This is a genomic window from Desulfosporosinus shakirovi (genome assembly GCF_020595055.1).
Lineage (GTDB): Bacteria > Bacillota > Desulfitobacteriia > Desulfitobacteriales > Desulfitobacteriaceae > Desulfosporosinus > Desulfosporosinus shakirovi.
The window spans coordinates 123,749-144,741 of record NZ_JAJDOO010000006.1; the positions used below are offsets into that span (position 1 = coordinate 123,749).

Sequence of the window (20,993 nt, forward strand, 5' to 3'; positions counted from 1 at the left end):
AAGGGAAGACACAGGGGGACGGTTCGAAACCACTGAAAAAGTAAACTTTTCACGAGCTTTTTTCTTAGTTTTTTTTTCACTTAGAATCAATTTGGGGTTTTTTAAAAAAAGAGGATAATGAAGCTGGTTTTTTCCTTATGCCAACTATATTTCTAGCCCGATCTTCTTTTTGAAGGTGTTTATGTGTCCTAGATGATGATTACCGTGCCACGCGTAAAGACTTATAGCTTTTTTATACTTACGTTTCCGATATCAGGGTGATGAAATTCAGAGTCAAGTTTGCTACCGGTCAATGATCTTATTAATCGAACCCATCTTTTGTGTAACATTCCACAAGCCTCAGAGAAACATCGACCGGCATATTCACAGCATCCTCAAGTTCAACCCATTGAACCTCGTCGAATGGTTTGATTATAGGACAATCTTCCGTAAGCGCCAATCTGAACCTAATGTACCCGTTGATATGGCTATCAGTAATATGATGAACCACTTGTCTAATTGTCCATCCCTCTGGTCTATATGAACAGTTCAATTGTTCTTTAGATAAACCTTTAATGGATTTTGAAAGTAAATCTGGCAGTACCTCTATTTGTGTAACTAAGACTGGAATTTGCTCATCACTGACCTCTTCAGAAAAATCAAATTGACCAATGGGATATTTTAGCTCATCCATTTACTTGACCTCCTCCTCATGCTATTATTCACATCCGGTAAACCTACCCCGAAATGATATCGTGAACGGCATAACCTACAATGCGGGAATTGTAACGATCAAGAAGCTGTGCGACGGATTCGGAATCAGTGTACAGGATTTTTTTGATTCTGATTTATTTTCTGATCTAGAGCAAGAAATTAAATAACTTATCCCAAGAATCTTACACGCGTAAGATTCTTTTTGCTAAAGATTACAAATACAAAATGGTGTTACCAATTGCATCTGAATGATAACGTAAAGAATCGAATTCCCAGGCCCTCGACTTGGGAATTCGATTCTTCCTATCCTCGTCAATTCAGTGTGGTTATGGAGAACTCCCATAGTACCTTGATATAAATGATAAAGGTGAGGATTATGAAGGCGGCAGAAAAACCTGCCGCCTAAAGGGCGGGTTTTTTTAGACAATCACTTTTGCAATTCTCCAGCCAGGCTGTCATGGTATTACACGAGTACCTTAGATCCAATAGCTTTACGTTGGTACATTGGATCAAGCTTTAAAATAATGGGGAAGACTGAGATCTTGGATAAGTCCGAGCTGTGTTGGCTGCCATGCCAGTTGTTCCCTGGTAAGTTGACTCAAAGCCGGAACATCCATTGCGGCAAAATTCACGAACCAGCCAAAATGATTGGCAGCTTCCTGGGGGGTTATACTGACAACCGGCAGGTTTAATTGGCGGCCAATCACACCGGCAATTTCCCGGAATGGAATACCCTCCTCGGCGACGGCATGATATCGGCTGCCCGCCACGCCTTTCTCAAGTACGAGCCTGAACAGACGGGCAGCGTCGAGCCTGTGCACGGCCGGCCAGCAATTGCTGCCTTCACCTATATATGCGGAAATCCCCTTTTCTTTTGCTAACCTTATTAATATTGGAATAAAGTTGTGATCCCCTTCGCCATGAACTGTCGGTGCCAATCGAATCACGGCTACCCTTACACCATGCTTTCCGGTCATCATTGCCGCCTCTTCGGAAGCGGCACGGAGGTGCCCTGCCGGTCCTGAAACCGACAGGGTTTCTTCCGTCGCCAAATGTCCCTGGGGAAGAATTCCTAATGCCGAAGTTACAACCAGAGGACGCTCTGAACCGGCCAATACTGTCCCAAACAATTCAATGACACGTCTGTCTGTTCCGCAGCTATCTTTAAATTTCGAAAAATCATGGTTAAAAGCTGTGTGGATTATCCCATCTGCATTTGCTGCTCCCTCACGCAAGCTTGCAAGATCTTCAAGATCACCTTTATGCACCTGCGCTCCGGCAGCCATAAGAGACTTTACCGCCGCATCTGAACGTGCGAGGCCTATTACCTCATGACCGGCACCAATTAATTCCTTTACAACTGCCGCCCCAACGAAGCCTGTTGCTCCTGTTACAAAGATACGCATATGATTCTCCTTTTCAGTTATTTTCCTGCTGCCACTGTCAGACCATCCCCTATGAGTAATAAGGTACTTAGGAATTGAGCAATGTGATTAACTTTATTATATTTGATTTTATGGAAGGATCATTGCCTGATGTTCTGCTCTTTTTGCCTAATTCTCCAGATCTTTTTTTAATATCCGGATTTAAGAAATTTATTTCAGCAGTTGCATTATATATCTAAAGGATATATAATTCGTACATCTTTTAGATATAGGAGATGTAATTGAAATGATGAATGAACTTTTTATTTTAGGCGAATTGATGGAAGAGCCGCAAAGCGGTTATGATCTGCATAAAGCATTGCAAGCTTCACTGGGCCGCCATCGTAAAATCAGCTATGGTGTAATTTATCCCCTGCTTGAAAAACTGGAAAAGAAGGGTTTTTTGGCAATAGACACCATGGAAAGATCAGACGGAAAAAACAAGAAAGTTGCTGCGATTACGGAAACAGGGCAACGACGTTTTTTTGAATTAATGAAGATGCCTGTCCCTGATGGTGCACACAATAATGACATTTATTTGATTAAGCTTGATGTGATGCAGCATCTGGCTTTGGCAGAACAAATACAATTGCTGGAACAATTCTATCAGGAGCAAAAAGACATTATCGAAGATACGCAGAATGCGTTGACAAAATTAGCCGGTGAAAATTCCAAAGATCACTGGTATGCTAGCAAGAAGTTTGAACTGCGACTGCAGCAAGCTAAAATCGCCATTGAATGGATTGACAAATTCAAATACGAATTAAGAGATAAATTATGAACAGAATGTCAAAAGAAATAAAAATAGCCCTGTTAATGGCTGCCAGTCTCTTTATGGAGATTTTGGACGGAACAATAGTAACTACCGCATTACCTAAAATGGCTCAATATTTTCAGACGAGTTCGGCAACAATTGCTTTGACCGTCAGTGTTTATTTAATTACAGTTGCCATTTTTATCCCCTTGAGCGGTTGGATGGCGAACCGGTTCGGCAAAAAGAAACTTTGGATTATTGCTGTTATCATCTTTACCCTTGCCTCATTAGGGAATGCCTTAGCACCTAATTTTACGATCCTTTTGATGATGAGAATTGTCCAGGGAATCTCCGGTGCTTTGATGACACCTACGGCAAGACTGATCGTACTAGAAAAGACACCCGCCTCACGGCTCTTGAAAATGGCCAGTTATCTCATTTGGCCTGCATTGATCGCACCTGCAATAGCACCGCTGGTTGGTGGATATATTGTTACTTATTGGAGCTGGCATTGGATTTTTCTTATAAACATTCCCATAGGCCTCTTCATTGTCTTCTGTGGAATAAAATTAATTGAGGCAGATCAGCTCAATACGACAGCAGCCTTTGACCTTTTAGGCTTTATAGAAATTGCTTTAGCATCCGGCATAATTTTAGCGGGAGCAGAGCTGGCAACTTATGGAGAAACTTATTGGTCCGGTGCTTTGGGATTATTTGTTTTCGGCATAATAATAGGCCTTTTGGTTTACAGACACTTAAAAAAAACTGCCTTTCCCTTATTTTCCCTTGACGCCTTAAAAATAACTTCTTTTCGAATCTGTCAAACAAGCGGTTCAGTTTTATGGTTATGTGTTGGGGCATTACCCTATCTGCTGACGATTTTTTTGCAGACGGTCTTTCACTGGTCCGCATTAAAAGCAGGCAGTTATGTGCTGTTTATTTTTATTGGAAATATCGGAATCAAACCCTTTACTAATCCCATTATTCGTAAATTAGGCTATCGCGGCGCACTATTGATATCCTATGGAATGGTATTTATTACATCCATTGCTTTAGCATTTATTCAAATCAATACTTTGCCTGTTTGGCTAATCCTTTTAGCTTTAATTTCCGGTATAGGACGTTCATTGGCCTTAACTGCTTACAATGGTTTAAGTTTTTCTGAAATATCTCTTCAAGACCGGAATAGCGCTAATACTTTAAATTCCGTCGCATCAACATTAGCTCAAGGGATGGGAATATCCCTGATTACAGTTGTTGTAAATCTATTGCAAGTCTTATTCTCAATTACCGTCGCTTATGAATTAGGTTTTGTCTTTCTGGGTCTATTGATGATATTCCCAATAGCTGAAACGTTGTTTTTACCGAAAAATATCGGTCAGGCCACAATCAGCTGATAATTGAACATTTCTATCTTCACTGGTTGAATGGTCCTTAGGATATCTGCGGCCAATAAAATAAAACGGGAAAAGGAGTCGTTTTCGATACGATGAGCATAACCAATGATAATTCCCTTTCCATTGAGCCGGTTAACAGCGGGAAAACATTCGCTGCTGAAATGACCCGATTGTCAGGTTTGTTAATCAACAATGCTCCCAATGACGGTATTTCAAGCCTGCCCATTCCGGGTTTATATATTGCCCGTTATTCAGAGATTGAACCTGACTTCATAAAAACCTTTTATTTACCCTCTCTGGGGATTGTAGTACAGGGAGCCAAGTCCATCACTGTCGGGCAAGAGACATCCCAACTCGGTCAGAGTCAGATGATGATGTTTCCCGTTGCTTTACCCGTTGCCCTGAAGGTCATTAAGGCCAGCGAGTCCGAACCCCTCTTAACTGTCCGGCTGGATTTAGATCCACAAAGGATTGCAGAGCTGGTTTTAAGGGTATATCCTCACGGACTCCCTCCCGTGAAGCAATGGAGTGCCGGTTATGTAGTAAATGCCGATGCCGACATTATTAATGCGGTAGCAAGACTTCTTGAATGCCTGCAAAAGCCCGGCGACGCAGAATTGCTGGGTCCACTCATTCTGGAAGAAATTTTGATTCGCCTTCTTCGCAGTCCCATTGGTGTTCATGTTGCCGAAATGGGTTTTTCCGGCTCAAGTGTTCAGCAAATCGCCGGCGCAATTGCCTGGCTTCGCAAAAATTATTCCCTGCATATAAAAGTTGCGGAACTTGCAGAGCTTACCCATATGAGTGTTTCTTCTTTTCATGAGCACTTTAAAGCCGTTACATCAATGACTCCCAGGCAATATCAAAAAGCGCTCCGTCTACAAGAGGCAAGACGCCTCATGCTATCCCGTCAAATGGATGCAGCCGCTGCCTGCAAAATGGTAGGGTATGTCAGTGATTCTCAGTTTAGTCGTGACTACAGCAGCTTTTTCGGAGCCTCACCCGGAAGGGATATGACTATGCTGCGTAAATTATCTAAAGAGTGACGTTAAACGAAAAAACAGGTAAAATTTCAATCGGATGACTTCAACTTTTCAAAGTGATCAGTTTATCGAGAGCTGCTAGCTAATCCCTCGCCCTTTCGATTAGTCTTAGTTTTTCAGTGTCCCGAACTGGAGATGAACCGAAGAATCAGGAGTACTCCCGATTAAACTGTGAGGGACTCTGATAGCCAACTTGATATGCGGCACCGGCTACTGCATAGCCCTCAAAGGCAATGAGGTTTCTAGCCTCCAAAAGCCTTAATTGCTTTTGAAATTGAATCGGGCTTAAACCCGTTGCCCGTTTAAACTGACGATGAAACGTATTTATAGCCATACCGGATTTTGATGCCATCTCACCGATGTCTATTGCCCCCGTATAGTTATCGCGAAGCCATTTTACTGTCTGAGAAATCCTAGAGAAATTACTTTCTCGCAAGCCAAGTTGCCTCAGATACCATCCCTGGGGTCTCATCAGAACGCGATATAGGATTTCCCGTTCATAAGCCGGTGCAAGAGCTGGAATATCTCTTAATGTTTTCGTTAATCGCAATAAGCGCAGCCATGCCTCCATAAATTCAATGTCTATCTCACAAGCTGGGAAAAAATCTTCAGAAGCAGTTGGTATTAGATCTTCAGGAAGATCTCTTAATAAACTCTGAAGAACCTTCTGATTCAACTCAAGACCGAGGGACATGTAAGGACGACCGTCACTGTCTGGATGTACACTCGCCGTTGCGGGAACATGCAGCGGTAACACGTAATATGAAGGTCCTTCCATGGTAGTGCTGCGCTCCCCAATCGAAAGAATCTTTGTTCCTTGAACCGTAAAACCAATCATCGGCTTGTAGAGGGCTGCAAGTTGATGGGTGGGAATGTCTCCCTTAATCATGCTCAGCCCTGGTACTCCGGTTTCCATTGGTCGAGTGCCTGCACTTTTCATCAGATCGATAATTTCATCTAATACTTTATTCATACACATATTCTATCACACGACTTCCTATTTCCCAACACGATCCTGAAACCCATCGGCATTTTTAGGCTATTTATATAATAACACAGAGGATAATACAGGCATATAAAAATCATCATTGGTGGTTTTAGGCAATCAAAAGGCACCATTGGGTCTGGGTTATTTCAGCAGAATCGACTAAAATAGAATCCAGATCGGAAAACAAAAAGGAGGATCTTATGAAAATTACAATCGTAACAGGTGGAAGTAATGGCATTGGAAAAGCGACCGCCCTTGAGCTTGGCAAGCGCGGAATTAGCGTCATTCTCACCTACAATTCCTATAAGGATAGGGCAGAAGCTGTCGTTAAGGAAATTGAGACGAATAAAGGAGTTCGGGCTGCAGCACTGAAGTTGGATCTGACTCAAATATCAACATTCGAAGGTTTCGTTCTAGAAGTGAAAAAGACCCTCAAAGAAATTTGGAACAGAACGACGTTTGACTACTTAGTCAATAATGGCGGTGTTGGTGGGCCAATGATGTTCACTGAGATGAGCGAAGAGTACTTCGACAAGATTCTAAATACCAACTTCAAGGGGCCCGTTTTTTTAACACAACTCCTCGTCCAATTCATGGATGATGCCGGAGCCATCGTAAATACCACGAGCACATCCAAAAACCAATCATTTCCAGGGTACTCCGCCTACGGCTCCATAAAAGCAGCATTCTCATCTTGGACTCGCTACGTCGCCAAGGAACTTGCCCCTCGCAAAATTCGGGTCAACGCAGTTTCTCCCGGTCCTACCCACAGCAATTTTGGCGATGGAGTATTTGATAAACATCCTAAATTCATCACGCCGCTAGCTGAGCAATCTGTGTTTGGCAGAATCGGCCAACCCGAAGATCTTGCCAAGGTAATTGTGAACCTATTGTCCAATGATTTCGGCTGGGTTACAGCCCAGGACATTGAAGTGTCTGGCGGACATTTGCTTTAAGCATGGGAGGAAAAATTCGGCGGTTCCAGCTAGAGCAATAAAAAAAGCAGACTAAAAAACCTCAGTACGAGCTTTTAGTCTGCATATTACGCCAAAAAGACATTGGCAAAACGTATAACCTCAAATGGTTACACTTCACCCCTATCTATGTCTCAATTCGCAAAATAAGCACAGCAAAAAATCCACCATTGCGGATGATATTACCGCTTTTTTGACTGTTAGGTATTGCTCCTTGAAGGTTGACAGATAAAGCGGTTTTGCCACGTGTTCCAGCACAATTTGCACGGTGTTATTCATCTCCTTGAGACCCATGAAAACTTTTCTGTATATTTAACGAAGGATAAACACTTGGCGGGAGTTACTATTTATGTCAGGGAAGATGTGGGCTTATTTGTAGTCAAGACTTTAGCTCCTTTAGTTGTTTTTGCTATTAACGAAAGCAATATTACGGCTGCCTTTTGGGATTATTTGCAGGTTCTCTTAAATAAGGAATCAAAGAGTCCCCAAAAACGAAATTTTCCTCTTACAAAATTGAAGGAAGTTGCCCACCGTTTAGAAGGAATAAATTATCTACCCGGCCGACAAAATAATAATGACGCATAATGGCATAGCCAAGGAAATTATTAAGACAGACAGAACTTATCCTTTGATTTTAGGAATTTAAAATGTCAGCACTCGAAGAACAAGTTTAACTTTTGAAAAGCATTGGGAATCTTATGGTTAATTGTACATATTTACTACAACAAACTGGACATGACAGGGTAATCTACCTCTTCCCCCGTTCCGCCGGCCATAGGCTTTAATCCGGTTTGAATGAAAGAGGATCTGAAAATCGAATTCGAACCGTAACGCTGGCGAATGAGATCGACAGCCCGGTCAAGACGCTGTTGCTTTTCATCATATTCTTGGAAGAAAGCCGTTTGAATAAAATCCTTCCCGCATAATTCCGATACACTGACCCCCATGTGCCGGAGAGGATGGCCCTCCCATAGTTCATCAAAGAGCTCACAGGCCAGCTGATGAATGGCCCTAGTACTGTCCGTGGCCGTATAAAACTTGCGCTGATGGGAGCATTGATAAAATTCCCGGGTTCGAAAAGAGATGGAAACAAGTTTGGTACAATAAGCGGCAGCACGGAGCCTGGCGCTAACTGTTTCCACGAGGGACAGGAGCAAAAGGTGAGCAGACTGCCGGTCAATAAGATCAAAAGCCGTGGTGGTGGAGTTGCCCATGCTTTTGATGACAGGGTGCCGATTTACACGAACCAGAGAAATATCCCGGCCATTAGCATAATTCCAGACCAAGCGGCCGTGGGATTTGAGAAAGAGCTCCAACCACTTGGGATCAGAGCCGGCCAAACCCCCTATGGTTTTAACACAGCGATCCCGGAGCTTTTTCGCAGTAGCCCGGCCTACCATGAAGAGCTCTTCCACCGGCAGCGGCCACATTTTCTGCTCGACTTCTTCCGGGAACAGAGTATGTACTTTGTCGGGCTTTTTAAGCTCAGAACCCATTTTAGCCAGGATCTTGTTTGAGGAAACACCAACGTTAACCGTAAATCCCAGTTCATCACGAATACGATTCTTGATGCTGTGAGCTGCCTGAACAGGATCGCCAAAGAGCTTTTTGCTCTCCGTAAAGTCAAGAAAGTATTCATCCACCGAATACTGTTCTACAAAAGGAGAGTATTCCCTTAAGATATCCCCCATAGCGATGCTGCACTGCATATAGAGGGAATAGTTGGGGGGAACGACAAGTAAACCCGGGCATTTCATCCTGGCAGTGTATAAGGTTTCACCGGTTTGGATGCCGAAAGCTTTAGCAGGGGTGGATTTAGTGAGTACAATACCGTGGCGGGTCTGTTCGTTGCCGCCAACCACGGAGGGGACGGTACGGAGATCAAGGGAATCACCATGTTGAAGACGATAAACAGCTTCCCAGGAGAGATAAGCTGAGTTAGCATCTATATGCATAATAATTCTGTTTTGCATACATACATTCGCCTCCAATAAGAACATTTGTTCTAATTATAAGCCGAATGACGGAAAATTAGTAGAGGAAAGTTTTGGAGACTGAACAGTACTTCCTATTTCAACCGTTATGAAGGTCACGAATGATAGCCTTCTCTTCGGCTTGTACCAAGAATCTTACGCGCGTAAGATTCTTGGTACAGCCCGACGGATCAGCCCTTTATTTTTTGTTTAACAAATTGTGATACTCATCACATAATTACTAGACCTGGATCACACCTCTTTTTACTTCCAAGAGTTATTATGTATCTTTCCATCTCAAGTCAGAAGATGATTTTCTTTACCCATCTCTCATTATTTCTAAAGACGAAGATCTAAAGAAAATATCACTTTCATTTAATCAGGAAATGGGTCATATCGCCCAATCCTTTTCAGACTATAAAACCAAATATATGTCAAGCACTCGAATCAAGGAAGCATGTACACAATTTACAGCAGACACACGTTCAATTATTTCAGAGCTAAGGAATCGCTTGAATAAGGAAGACAAAAAACTATACCCTATCGTAGAGCAGTTCTAAAACAAGGCCTCAGCAATACCTAATTCTACAGGCAGTCGAAGGTTCACTATCGAATCTAAATATTACAACAGCACTCCCACTCGTAATTTTGAATTATTTATGATAGAACTTGATCCTATCCTGGAACTGAGCATACATCTGTTGGCCACTCTGAGAAATCCTACGAATATATTGCAGAACATCATCCATCCCTTTCTTATGATATACTGAAGAAGTCGTTAAAATCAAAGTACAAAACGATAATACCTGAACCAGGGTAAACTTTAATAGTCTTGAGCAGGAGGCGGGCGCAATCAAAACTATCTTGATTATCGAAGATGATCTATCCTTAAGTAACGGCATATCCCTGGCCCTCAAAGACAGCGAATTCACCTTTGTTCAAGCCCAGGATTTGCGTTGTGCAGAGCAGAACATGGAGAACCTTCCTTTTGATTTGATTATTCTGGATATCAATCTGCCTGACGGAAACGGCCTCGATTTTCTGAAAAAGCTTCGCCAATCATCCCCTGTCCCCGTAATCATCCTAACCGCCAACGATCTGGAAACCGATGTGGTGACCGGTCTGGAATTGGGAGCAGACGATTATATTACCAAGCCCTTTAGCTTGATGATCTTACGAGCCAGGGTCAATGCTTGCTTAAGAAAAAGCAAGCCTGCTTCATCCGATACCCTGCAGATCGATAGTTTTCTGTTTTCCTTTGGCAGGATGGAGTTTTCCAAAAATGATGCGCCCCTTGAACTCAGCAAAACCGAACAAAAGCTGCTCCGCATTTTGATAGAAAACAGAGGCAGCACTCTGACAAGGGCTCAATTGGTGGATTCAATTTGGACAGATGGTGCCGAATATGTGGACGAAAACGCTCTCTCAGTTACAATAAAACGCTTGCGCGACAAGTTGGAAGACACCCCCTCCTCGCCTAAATATATCAAAACAATTTACGGTACCGGCTACACCTGGGCGGTGAAGTAATGGACAAGTTGAATTCGATTTGGGAGATCGCTGCCGTTGCCGCCATTGCCGCCGCGCTTGCCATCGCCACGGTGGCGATTCTTCTTGAGCGCCGGAGAATGCAGCGGATCATGGATCAACTCACTATCATGCTGGACTCCGCCATGGACGGTGATTTTTCCGAGGGCTTGTTTGACGAATCCACTCTATCAGCCCTGGAAACCAAAATGGCCCGGTTTTTGTCCTCTTCTGCAGTGTCCTCTAAAAACCTGACTAAGGAAAAGAATAACATTAAAGGTCTGATTTCAGACATATCCCACCAGACCAAAACCCCTATCTCCAACATTTTGCTTTACTCCCAGCTGCTGAGCGAACATGAATTGCCGGAGGATTGTACCCTATGTGTAAAAGCCTTAGCTTCACAAGCTGAAAAGCTGAATTTCCTCATAGGAGCCCTGGTGAAAACTTCCCGCTTGGAAACCGGAATCATCACCATCAATCTTAAAAAGGAAGCAGTCCAAAAGTTGCTGGACGCCGCTATAGCGCAAATCAAGCCAAAATCTGAGGCCAAAGAAATCACCGTTGTCCTGGATTCAACGGACTGCACCGCCTATTTTGATGCCAAATGGACAACCGAGGCCGTCTATAATATCCTCGATAATGCGGTTAAATACTCCCCTGCCCAAAGCACCATCAACATTAAAGCTACTCCCTATGAGCTGTTTAACCGCATCGACATTACCGATCAAGGTATTGGGGTTACCGAGGAGGAACAGAGCAAAATCTTCGCTCGTTTTTATCGATCGGCGGCAGTAAGCGGCCATGAAGGAGTAGGAATTGGCCTGTTTTTAGCCCGCGAGATCATTTCCTCCGGCGGTGGCTATCTCAAAGTGTCCTCAAAATTGGGGCAAGGTGCTACTTTCTCGATTTTTCTCCCGACGGAAAAACGCTGAATCTTGCAAGGGTTGAAGTGATGTCTCATGATACAGCTTTGCATAAGCTTCTAAAATTGATTCCACCGCTTTCTCTACTTCAGATTCCTGCACCATCGAATAAACTATACATTCCAAACCCTTCTCGGGGATTGTAAACTTAGCAGCTGGCAACCCTTGAATGTTGTTTTTCAACCGCAGTTTAACTTCAGTTCCGCCGATTTGTTTTGTATCAAAATCAGAGTCTGGCGTTAACACCGGAGTCGGTTCTCCGAAGGGGTTGTCTCCCTTACCTATCTCTACATCTAAATATGATGCTCCTGCAGTAGTATAGGACAATGTAAAGACTTCTGACCTTTTGTCCCCTGGGGTGCTTATTTTGGAAGATGCGACTTGGAACTTATGCCCCTGGGGAACGACGATATCTCCCGGTTGAAGGGTTTTAAAACTTAACCCCTCAGAAGCTGTAGGACCCGTTTTATTAATATAAACGTTTGCAGGAGGGTTATTCACTGGAACAACTATACTTGCGCAGATTTTTTTCAAGTCATCAAGGGAAATGCCCTCATCATATCGGGTTCCGGCCGTGTACTCAATACCATTCTTTATGAATTGAATGGCATTTACTTTGGCAATTTCACTCTCATATAGTGTTGCTGACACATCACCAATTTTGATTTCAGTTTTTGTTCCTTGATCTATACCAGCAAAATGCAAAGGATACATCCCTTCCGGGCTTGTTGTCTCGTGGATCACAAAGCTATTGTTGCTGCCATAACTTGCCCGGTAACGACTAACATTATTGCTTGGAGGAGTAATTTCCTTAAATACTGTCGAATCTGTAAGCTGGTATCCTGCGGTATAACTTGGGAGTAAGGGGGTAAAAGAGAGGGACTTGTTATAATTAAAACTTCCATCCCTTACAGAAGATAACGGATCAGACTGGGACGTTTGTTTTGGAGTACCTGCTCCCGCTGCAGGAGTAGCGTTGGATATTGAGTTAGTAAAACCAACTAAACCTAAACAAAAGGCTATAACGATCGCAGTATATCTCCATTTCGAAGTGGGTTTCTGGAAAAACTTGATCATTTTGATTCTCCTCTTAATTTGCTGATTGTTTTTGTTCCCAAAGAAACCGGTTGTTCCTGGGAGCCATGAAGATTGAGCAGGAGTTACTAAACTGATAATGGATAAGCCATAGCTCTGATACTCTTCAGGCTTTAAAACACTTAAGCTATCGGCATCACAAGCTAACTCACAGTCTTCACGCATTTTAGCAAAAGAGTACCAAATTAAGGGGTTAAACCAATGAACTATTTGTGCGGCGACGGCCAGCCAATTAATAAGTATATCCTTCCTTTTATAATGAGCTAGTTCATGGATAAAAATATGTCGGGTATTTTCTTCCGTTAGCCTATTGACTAGGGATTCGGGAAGAAGAAGTTTGGGACTAACTATTCCGTAAAGACAAGGTGCTTCTATCAAATTCGTGATTATGATCGGAAGGCTTTTTCTGATACCTAGTTTGCCGGCACATTCTTGCATGAGGTTGGACATCCTTGCGAACAGACGCAAGTCTGTTACAGAAGGTTCTCGTCTTACTTTGAAATAGAATCTGAGGTTTGTTGCAATGGTCAGAATCGCTAAAATTAAAACCCCGACTAACCATATAATTGCTAATATGTAGATGTAGTCATTAGACAAATCCTAAGCAATAGGTTCTTCTGATTTAGTATTGCTTTGTTTGTCGGGAATAGCTTGATCATTCGTTAACTGAATTTCTTGCCCTGATCTATCGATTTGAGTATCGATCTCTGATATCCTATTATTTGCTTGATTGACCATCAGACTTGGGACTGAATTATTGGGTAATAAACTGTAAATGCTCCACGGACTTTGAATATCGTAAGGTATTAGTAAGCGAAGGATCACCAGCATCCAGATCGCATATTGCCACTTTGCATCCAGTTTATTTCGCAGTGCATAGTTTACCAGCAAAATTAGGACTGCCAAAATACTAGCCATAAGAGAGGATTTAATAACCCAATTGAAGACTAACCCTAATTCCATAAAATAACCCCCTTTCGGATTACTTATCTTCTAAAAGTTTCTTAAGCTCTTCTATTTCTTCTGTCGATAACTCTTTATTTTCGATGAAGTTTTTAACGAGTAGATTAAGAGAACCGTTATAAACACGACCTAAAAAAGACCTCGCTTCTTCTTTAGCACATTGGTTTTCAGAAACTAAAGGATAATATGAATATCCTCGGCTTCCAACCTCATAGGATAAAGCTTTTTTAGTAACCAATCGACTAAGCAATGTTTTAATCGTTTTTGGTTTCCAGTCAGTTGTCCCTTTCAATCCATTAATGACATCGCTGGAACCGAGAGGAGACTCCTTCCATAATACTTTCATTACCAGCCATTCAGCATCGGATATTTGCGGAATGTTTTTCATTTTCTTCACCTGCCTACATTCGTAATCCCTTTAATAATTAAAGCTTACATTTGTAGGCGGTTTTTGTCAAGTATTTCCTCAAAAAAATGCCAGTAGTTGATTCGATCAAAATGGATGTTATCTCTGTATCTCTACCGCCAGTCAGGCGATGCCACATCCTCTGAATTCCACCTAGGCCTAATGCCAACAAAACAAAATCCCAGACCGTTAAAGCCTAGGACTAATTTATGATATAAAAGGTAACCAATGGGTTCTACTCCGCATTTTAGTGCGCTTTTAAGACTTTAATGAAATTTTTTTGGCAATATAATAGCCTATAAGAACTATGAAAGGCACCATCACTAGCGCCCCGAACCATGATTGTGTCTTAGCTGCCACCACAACACCGAGAATAAGTTGCCCCGGCAAAGCCATAAGAAATATGGCTTTGCTCATCGCCGCAATCTTCGATTCTGGGAGCCAGGGGAATAAACTAATAAAGGGGTCCTTAATAACCTCTTGCCAAAACAACCAAACGACGTTGGATATCATGATTGAAAAAACAATCCAGAGAAGCCATCCATAATCCGGGGGAAAGACTAATATCGCTAAAATACTTACCCCAACCATTTTAAGATAAAACTCAACATCTTTCTCATTACGCAACTCATATTTAAGACACATTTCCACCAAAGCATTCACCGGATTACGTTTCTTAAAGAGCAGATTAGAGCTTCTGAATAATAAGGGGCGTTTTCTGGAGAATCTTGGCCTTTTCACATAGGTTCCGGCATTCTGTAGCATGTACTTAGCTAGTCTGAGCTTCGCAGTTTCCTCCCTGGCAACATCTTCAAAGAAAATCCCCTTTAATTTAGCCCGTTTATATAAGAGCTTACTTAAGATGATCAAGAGTATTAAAATTGACAGATAAAACAGACCGTTGAAACTCAACAAAAGAGCCACACTTTGACTCACATACACACCTGTTACTAAAAAAATAATCAGTTTCACTATGCGCTTGGCCCAACCCTTGAAACGAAGTTCGACAAGTTGTTTGCCAAGACCCAGACAGTTCTTAAGGAGAAAGACTAAAACGGTTAGCCATACCACACCTAGCAAGGAAAAACCGTAATGTAATAATAAAAGTGGCACCAGAATAGTCAGCAACACTAAGGTTACCACAAGGTTATAAACAACAGCATACACTAAACTATACTTGATAATCCGGCTAATCCACACTTTGCGCTGTAAAAGGAAGAGCTGATCCGCACCCTCCACGAAAATACGTATTGTACCTGACCAAGCAAAGATGACAATAATTGCTGACAGAGCATTGAGAGGAATATAGTCCAGCCACCCAGGAACCGCCCTCCACCAGGAAAGATAGTAATATATGAAACCAGCCGAAAAAGGGATGACAATATAAAGAGCTACAATCCAATCAACGCCAGTTCTCCATACTTGATACTGATAGTTCCAGTCTGCAGTAATTCGCTGAAAAAACAGCCTAGTTACGGTAATCATTAGCTATTCTCCAGGAGTTTATCAAAACATTCCAATAGAGAGCCCTTGGGTAACTGACATTGTTGCCTGATTTCTTTAAGATCTCCCCGAGCCACAACTCCCCCAGAGTTCATTAAGACAAAGGAACTACAGATTCGTTCCGCAGTATCCAAGATATGTGTACACATCAATACTCCTGCACCTTTGGCTCTAGCCTGGTTTAAATAAGCCAGGAAGTCCTTCGTACCCCTGGGGTCCAGCCCCACAAAAGGCTCATCCACCACAAAAACTGAGGGCTCTAGTAAAAAACCCACAATCAGCATGACCTTTTGCTGCATGCCCTTAGAAAAGCTGCCCGGCAGATGGTGCTTGACTTCCGTAAGGCGGAAGAGTTTGAGAAGTTCCTCAGCTTTTGGTACAAATACTTTTCGCTCGATTTCATAGGCAGCGGCAGCTAGTTCTAAATGTTCCCAAAGTGTTAACCCTTCATATAATATGGGCTGTTCTGGGATATAGGCAAAGTTTTTCCTCGCCCCGGCGAATTCCACCTTACCGTCCATCACCGGCAGCAGCCCCATGATGGCTTTAATCGTAGTGCTTTTCCCAGCTCCGTTAGGACCAATCAGTCCTAAGAGTTCTCCCGGTTTCAGAGATAAGGTCACATTTTTGATGACCTCCGTGTTGTCAGAATAACCTGCGTGTTTAATATCTACGGTTAGTAATTCCATCGATTCATCCTCATTTGTCGTCGATTTTCATGATTATACTCTAAAATTCTCTTCTTCTATAAACCCCTAAAGAAAGGCGAGCCGAAGCGGCCATCCTTATTCCTCCTCTTTCCTGTTTCTCAAATTCCAGTATTCGTCAGCGAGAATGTTATTATTCCTCCAATAGCAGTTTGAACATTGCAGAACCACGCCCTGCTGCTTTACAGTGCCATCGAGATTGCCACCGCCTGACGGAAGCCAAGTCCGTGGTCAATCATGGCGAATGGCTGGCATGGTTTACTGTCTTCTTTTTATCTATTAGACAATTTCTCATTCTGCTCTTCCCAATTGCGCATATAACTATCGAAATCCTCGATCAAACTATCCCAATCGGTACCAACAGGATATAATTGTTTCATCTCATAACATAATTATCACTTAGGATTTTCCATTGATTAGCATCTTTTATCAAAATAATCTCGTGCAATGCATCTGCAGATTAACAGCTTTTTCTCTTTCTATGACCCTCATAAATCTCTAGAAGTTAGATGAAGTCGGATGCTAATCGAGAAAGGTTGACAAAAACCTTGTCAACCTTTTGCTATCAGTATTAAATCGTCTAATTTAGGTTCCATAACATCGGGGCATGAATTATAAAGTTCTTCTGGATCAAGATCCAAGCATTCAGTTGGGTCAAATTTCCCCGCAATATCCCAAGCTAATGTATGGTTCAAAACTGTGCATGTATCTTTAAAAACACTAATATCCTGAAGTTTTTGAAATACTCCCTTAGTGGTTAAACTAGCCGCATCAAATAGCTTTATCTTTCCATCTTCAAAATAGACATATACCCTGAAATCGTTAGTCGGCATCACCTGTACAACTTTATGGAACATAATAACACCTCCTGTTAAATTAGAGGATTAATCTTTTGGATGTCTTGATGCTCTTTTGCCGCTTCCCAATTCCTCATTAATTCATCTTTATGAATCTCACACCACGCAAGTACCAGTCTTAGTTGTTTTGATGGAAATATTCCTTCATTACAGAACCATTGACTATATCCACAATTATCTTATGTTCACCATACTCGGCATGAAAATGTGCAAGCATGTGGTCATTCCAATGCATCATAATCTTTATTCCGTAGAACTCTGAAACTATAGGCATGTCCTATTACTCCTTCCCAGACTCTCACTATTCATTATAAACGATCAAAACCCCTTTGCAAACTCACTTGCTTGAAGGTAACGCTGACATCCGCACGATTCAAGTTCTTATGGGGCATAGCAATATTTCTACGACTTCTAAGTATATCCATCTATCCAAGAAGCACCTTGCCTGGTTATCAGTCCTCTGGATGGAGGCGATTCTGTTGACTGAACTCCAGGATATTTTTAAATCGGTTCAACTTAAGCGTCTTTCTCCTGTCAAGCTAAGGCCTTTCACCGGATTCGCCTTTGTAGAACCTCCGCCCTTGGTGCCCATGCTTTGGTTTGCTCGGAATGTGGTTCAAAGGATGTTTCGTTTAATTCCTGCCGGGACCGGCATTGTCCTAAATGTCAGCATTCGGTTCAACAGGTATAGATTGAGGCTCAGATGTCTAAGCTTTTACCCGTCAGGTATTTTCATATTGTTTTTACGATTCCTCAGGAACTAAACACTATGGTTCTACATATGCAGTAGTCCGACTTCGAAGGCAATCATAGATTATATCCTACTGTCCTAGTCTTATTATCTGTAAACAATATAAGTTTTGGACCACTCATCAATCCCTGCCCATTATAATCATTGATTAATGGAGTTTTTGTGTATGTTAGAATAGTTCTTTTTTGTCCTGGAGGTAATATAAACTCTGATGAAGAGTCTACTCCTGTCAAAATCAAATCCTTTGAAAACCATTTCTGTTTTATATCGCCTTCTGAAGGAATCTTTATACCTAGGTACAATAGATCGTTTCCATAATTAGTAAGGGTAATTGCACCAATTATCTCTATATACCTTCTATCCTCTGAGCATCTAATATTAAATTGTGTATTTGTCGAGTCATATTCAACTGTATCTAGACCATTATGGATTTTATAATAAACAGGTTTTGCTAGAGCCACAGCCGAAGGCACAGTTATAAATAATAAAAGTAATACTACAATAATCTGTCGACGAGACATTACCCTTCTTGCCTCAATACATCCGATAATAAACAAAACAAAATAGATTATTATAGGATAGTGAAACCCTGTTTGACCATTCGTCATTGGGGATATCCCTAACCCCCTAAAAATATTGTCACCGATTGAAAATCCTGTTTCAGTAGTATGTGCTAAGAAAATAGCAAAGAAAATAAGTATTACGGAAATTATTGTATGTCTTGTAATCTTCAATTTATATCCTCCTTTATTCTTGAAAAATCCATTCTTTAAAGGAAAGCTCTGAAACGGACTATTTCATATAACGTTATAATAGAGTATCTTGCCATTTTATTAAATTCGTAGGCTCTTGATTTATTTCACTCATAACACCCAAAAGTTCTTTACATTTTGCAAGTTTGGTCTTTTGATTCCGATTATACTTAGAAAACCATAATACCGAATTTTTACGAACTTATCTGGAAGTACATGCATTAAGAAACGTCGAATGAATTCTGATGCATCTAGTGTCATTACTTTATTCACCGCGAAGCGGTTTAGTTTAACCGGCGATGACTTAGATGAATATATAAATGAGCTTTCAACATGGATGGAAAAAAGATTTACTGATTAAGCAGATCCTGAGTTGAAACTAGGGGCTTTACGGCAACTAGTGGTAATCTACGAAGTGTGTGTCTTAAGGTTAATGATAACCCTGCCGTTTTCATATTCTATAAACCGGCTGATCTTGACAGCTGCCGGTACGGTCTCGTCTTTGACCAGGTTCCCCGTACGGAAGACGGAAAGCAAAAAGCCGATCAGGAACATGTTAGTCAGCAGACCTCTTCCCCCATAAGACAATAAGGGTAAGGACAGCGGGGCAAAAAGTAAAATACCGAAATTAGCAAGGATATAGGTCAGGCACTGGACGGCGAGGGTGAGAATAACCGCCAGGGAAACCAGAAACCCAAGTACACTTTTTTGCCGCCGGCAAAGCAGGAAGGCCCGCACCATAAAAGCGAAAAACAAAGCCAGAACTGCCAGCATGACCAGCCACCCGCAATGGTAGGTCAGATAGGTCAGAACAAAATCAGTATTAGCAGCCGGCAAAAGCGCCCCGCTGTAGTCGCCCAGAGGCAATCCCTGTCCGATGAAACGGGAATGCAGCAAATGCTGCCGGAGCAGTGTTCCCATATAACCAAACCCTGAGGGGTCCAGCGCCGGATTTATCATCACTTGTATTAGCTCCGGGTTCAGTATCACTTCCAGGCTTCTTTCCGCATAAACACCGGCCGGAATCAACCCCAAGGGAATCGCTAAAACGGCGGTGATTGTCGTGATATAGATCAGAAACAAAGCGATAGGCTTGCGCACATTAAACCAGCCTTTGACTAGGGCAGCCGTCAGGATCACCAGGAAGGAAACACCCAGCAGCAAAAGAACGGTGATCCTGGGTAAAAGCCAGGCAAACCAGACCGGGATAAGCAAAGCCGCCCCGCAAAGCATAAGCCCTTTATATCCCTGGTTACGCATCCCGTAGACGAGCCCGGCAAAAGCCGTGGGAAAAAACATAAGCAGGTAAATCGTTCCCATTCTAAAGTAGCTGTGGCCTGCGCCTAGATAATAGACTGCCGTAAGGACGCTGAGTGCCCCGAAGAACAGTTTGGGGTATTTAGCCATGATCGTAAAATCTAAAAAATAGGCTGCCAGCATGGCGAGAACGGATAACCCCGCCCAAAGAAGCTGCCTGAAGAATACCTCCCTTCCATCATAAAGGTCCGGACCCATCAGGAATTGAAAGAACAGCCCCAGCAAAAGCAAAACAGCCGTCAGCACCAGCAGCTGCCAGTCGGGTTGGGGTCTGTGGTTACGGTCCAACTGCTGACCGGCGGTGACGGGGTCCCCCATTTCTGCCACAGCCCTGGCCGTTGCCGTTTCCTCGTCAAGTCCTTGGCTGAGGAAGGCGTTTTTCTGGTCGGTGATATGGTTTTCGAGTTCCCGCAAGACCGGGGCCTGTGCTTTTTTCCAGCGGATCTGCTGGCGGACAGCCACCAAATAAGCATCTGCCACGTTCTGTTGCTGCAAATTCTCAGGCTCTGGCAAAACTTGCACCCCCCAAAACTTGATTCACGGCGGCAGTGTATTCCTGCCATTCTTCTCTTTTCTCCTCTAAACGCTTACGGCCTTTGGGGGTAATGCTGTAGTATTTGCGAACCCTGGCCTTTTCTACGGTCTCTTCATAAGAAGTCAGCAGTTCCTTTTGCTCCAGGGAATGAAGCAACGGGTATAAGGTACCGGCTTTCAGTTCGAATACGTTGTTGGATTTGCGGTTTAATTCCTCAATCATTTGGTAGCCATACATATCCTCACTTTCCAGCAGTTTCAGGATCAGCATAGTGGTACTTCCGGTGAGAAGGCTTTTATCAACCGACATGTTCAAACCTCCATATATAGATAATCTACATCAATATTATATCGACCATCTATACATGTCAAGGAACTTTTCTCGTACCTAACAGTCCATGTCAAGCTA

18 protein-coding genes and 5 pseudogenes are annotated in these 20,993 nt (G+C 42.5%); 9 read left to right on the top strand and 14 right to left on the bottom strand.

Features of this window, described 5'->3' with window-relative positions:
* Positions 1 to 301: 301 nt before the first annotated feature.
* Positions 302 to 673, bottom strand: coding sequence for a DinB family protein (locus LJE72_RS07405; protein WP_229246980.1), 372 nt, complete (start codon positions 671 to 673; stop codon positions 302 to 304).
* Positions 674 to 1,202: 529 nt separating this feature from the next.
* Positions 1,203 to 2,099, bottom strand: a complete 897-nt coding sequence (locus tag LJE72_RS07410) for an SDR family oxidoreductase (protein WP_229246981.1) — start codon at positions 2,097 to 2,099, stop codon at positions 1,203 to 1,205.
* A gap of 265 nt (positions 2,100 to 2,364) precedes the next feature.
* Here LJE72_RS07410 and LJE72_RS07415 point away from each other — a divergent pair, with 265 nt between their 5' ends.
* The 3 genes from LJE72_RS07415 to LJE72_RS07425 all read left to right on the top strand — a co-directional run bounded on the left by LJE72_RS07415 (position 2,365) and on the right by LJE72_RS07425 (position 5,314).
* Positions 2,365 to 2,898 (top strand): PadR family transcriptional regulator, encoded by a 534-nt coding sequence (locus LJE72_RS07415; RefSeq protein ID WP_229246982.1) that lies wholly within the window; start codon positions 2,365 to 2,367, stop codon positions 2,896 to 2,898.
* Between the two features lie 5 nt (positions 2,899 to 2,903).
* Entirely contained in the window at positions 2,904 to 4,268 is a 1,365-nt protein-coding gene (locus tag LJE72_RS07420; protein ID WP_312038901.1) for an MFS transporter, read from the top strand.
* Between the two features lie 92 nt (positions 4,269 to 4,360).
* Positions 4,361 to 5,314, top strand: coding sequence for an AraC family transcriptional regulator (locus tag LJE72_RS07425; protein ID WP_229246984.1), 954 nt, complete (start codon positions 4,361 to 4,363; stop codon positions 5,312 to 5,314).
* 145 nt (positions 5,315 to 5,459) lie between these two features.
* On the opposite strand, the gene LJE72_RS07430 is transcribed toward LJE72_RS07425, so the two are convergent.
* Positions 5,460 to 6,284, bottom strand: coding sequence for an AraC family transcriptional regulator (locus tag LJE72_RS07430; RefSeq protein ID WP_229246985.1), 825 nt, complete (start codon positions 6,282 to 6,284; stop codon positions 5,460 to 5,462).
* Between the two features lie 215 nt (positions 6,285 to 6,499).
* Here LJE72_RS07430 and LJE72_RS07435 point away from each other — a divergent pair, with 215 nt between their 5' ends.
* The gene (locus tag LJE72_RS07435; protein ID WP_229246986.1) at positions 6,500 to 7,255 is read left to right on the top strand and encodes an SDR family NAD(P)-dependent oxidoreductase; all 756 of its coding nucleotides are present in this window, start codon (positions 6,500 to 6,502) and stop codon (positions 7,253 to 7,255) included.
* Positions 7,256 to 7,519: 264 nt separating this feature from the next.
* On the top strand, positions 7,520 to 7,858 hold the full coding sequence (locus LJE72_RS07440) for a hypothetical protein (RefSeq protein WP_229246987.1): 339 nt from the start codon (positions 7,520 to 7,522) through the stop codon (positions 7,856 to 7,858).
* A gap of 134 nt (positions 7,859 to 7,992) precedes the next feature.
* On the opposite strand, the gene LJE72_RS07445 is transcribed toward LJE72_RS07440, so the two are convergent.
* The gene (locus tag LJE72_RS07445; protein ID WP_229246988.1) at positions 7,993 to 9,246 is read right to left on the bottom strand and encodes a DNA polymerase Y family protein; all 1,254 of its coding nucleotides are present in this window, start codon (positions 9,244 to 9,246) and stop codon (positions 7,993 to 7,995) included.
* 852 nt (positions 9,247 to 10,098) lie between these two features.
* Here LJE72_RS07445 and LJE72_RS07450 point away from each other — a divergent pair.
* Both LJE72_RS07450 and LJE72_RS07455 read left to right on the top strand, forming a co-directional pair.
* Positions 10,099 to 10,776, top strand: a complete 678-nt coding sequence (locus tag LJE72_RS07450) for a response regulator transcription factor (protein WP_229247051.1) — start codon at positions 10,099 to 10,101, stop codon at positions 10,774 to 10,776.
* Positions 10,776 to 11,708, top strand: a complete 933-nt coding sequence (locus tag LJE72_RS07455; RefSeq protein ID WP_229246989.1) for a sensor histidine kinase — start codon at positions 10,776 to 10,778, stop codon at positions 11,706 to 11,708. The genes LJE72_RS07450 and LJE72_RS07455 overlap by 1 nt, the downstream gene beginning before the upstream one ends.
* Here LJE72_RS07455 and LJE72_RS07460 read toward each other — a convergent pair.
* From LJE72_RS07460 to LJE72_RS07485, 6 genes and pseudogenes are all read right to left on the bottom strand, one after another.
* A pseudogene (locus LJE72_RS07460) lies at positions 11,652 to 13,757 on the bottom strand (M56 family metallopeptidase). The gene LJE72_RS07455 and the pseudogene LJE72_RS07460 sit on opposite strands and share 57 nt — an antisense overlap.
* Positions 13,758 to 13,776: 19 nt before the next feature.
* Complete coding sequence (locus LJE72_RS07465) at positions 13,777 to 14,145, bottom strand: BlaI/MecI/CopY family transcriptional regulator (protein WP_229246990.1); 369 nt, start codon at positions 14,143 to 14,145, stop codon at positions 13,777 to 13,779.
* A gap of 276 nt (positions 14,146 to 14,421) precedes the next feature.
* Positions 14,422 to 15,648, bottom strand: a complete 1,227-nt coding sequence (locus LJE72_RS07470; protein ID WP_229246991.1) for an ABC transporter permease — start codon at positions 15,646 to 15,648, stop codon at positions 14,422 to 14,424.
* Positions 15,648 to 16,355 carry an ABC transporter ATP-binding protein gene (locus LJE72_RS07475; RefSeq protein ID WP_229246992.1) on the bottom strand — a complete coding sequence of 236 codons (708 nt, stop codon included), beginning with the start codon at positions 16,353 to 16,355 and terminating at the stop codon, positions 15,648 to 15,650. Before LJE72_RS07475 ends, LJE72_RS07470 begins: the two co-directional genes overlap by 1 nt.
* Before the next feature lie 569 nt (positions 16,356 to 16,924).
* Positions 16,925 to 17,230 carry a DUF2442 domain-containing protein gene (locus tag LJE72_RS07480; RefSeq protein WP_229246993.1) on the bottom strand — a complete coding sequence of 102 codons (306 nt, stop codon included), beginning with the start codon at positions 17,228 to 17,230 and terminating at the stop codon, positions 16,925 to 16,927.
* A gap of 14 nt (positions 17,231 to 17,244) precedes the next feature.
* Positions 17,245 to 17,504: pseudogene (locus LJE72_RS07485) on the bottom strand (DUF4160 domain-containing protein).
* A gap of 67 nt (positions 17,505 to 17,571) precedes the next feature.
* On the opposite strand from LJE72_RS07485, the pseudogene LJE72_RS26705 reads away from it, so the two are divergent.
* A pseudogene (locus LJE72_RS26705) lies at positions 17,572 to 17,658 on the top strand (tyrosine-type recombinase/integrase); the annotation flags it as partial.
* Between the two features lie 51 nt (positions 17,659 to 17,709).
* Positions 17,710 to 18,017: pseudogene (locus LJE72_RS26920) on the top strand (transposase zinc-binding domain-containing protein); the annotation flags it as partial.
* A 20-nt stretch (positions 18,018 to 18,037) separates the two neighbouring features.
* Here the strand turns inward: LJE72_RS26920 and LJE72_RS07495 are convergent.
* From LJE72_RS07495 to LJE72_RS07510, 4 genes and pseudogenes are all read right to left on the bottom strand, one after another.
* Complete coding sequence (locus LJE72_RS07495) at positions 18,038 to 18,715, bottom strand: hypothetical protein (protein WP_229246994.1); 678 nt, start codon at positions 18,713 to 18,715, stop codon at positions 18,038 to 18,040.
* Between the two features lie 141 nt (positions 18,716 to 18,856).
* Positions 18,857 to 19,000 (bottom strand): annotated as a pseudogene (locus LJE72_RS07500) (transposase); the annotation flags it as partial.
* Between the two features lie 141 nt (positions 19,001 to 19,141).
* Complete coding sequence (locus LJE72_RS07505) at positions 19,142 to 20,563, bottom strand: FtsW/RodA/SpoVE family cell cycle protein (RefSeq protein WP_229246995.1); 1,422 nt, start codon at positions 20,561 to 20,563, stop codon at positions 19,142 to 19,144.
* Complete coding sequence (locus LJE72_RS07510) at positions 20,550 to 20,894, bottom strand: PadR family transcriptional regulator (protein ID WP_229246996.1); 345 nt, start codon at positions 20,892 to 20,894, stop codon at positions 20,550 to 20,552. The genes LJE72_RS07505 and LJE72_RS07510 overlap by 14 nt, the downstream gene beginning before the upstream one ends.
* Positions 20,895 to 20,993: the final 99 nt, after the last annotated feature.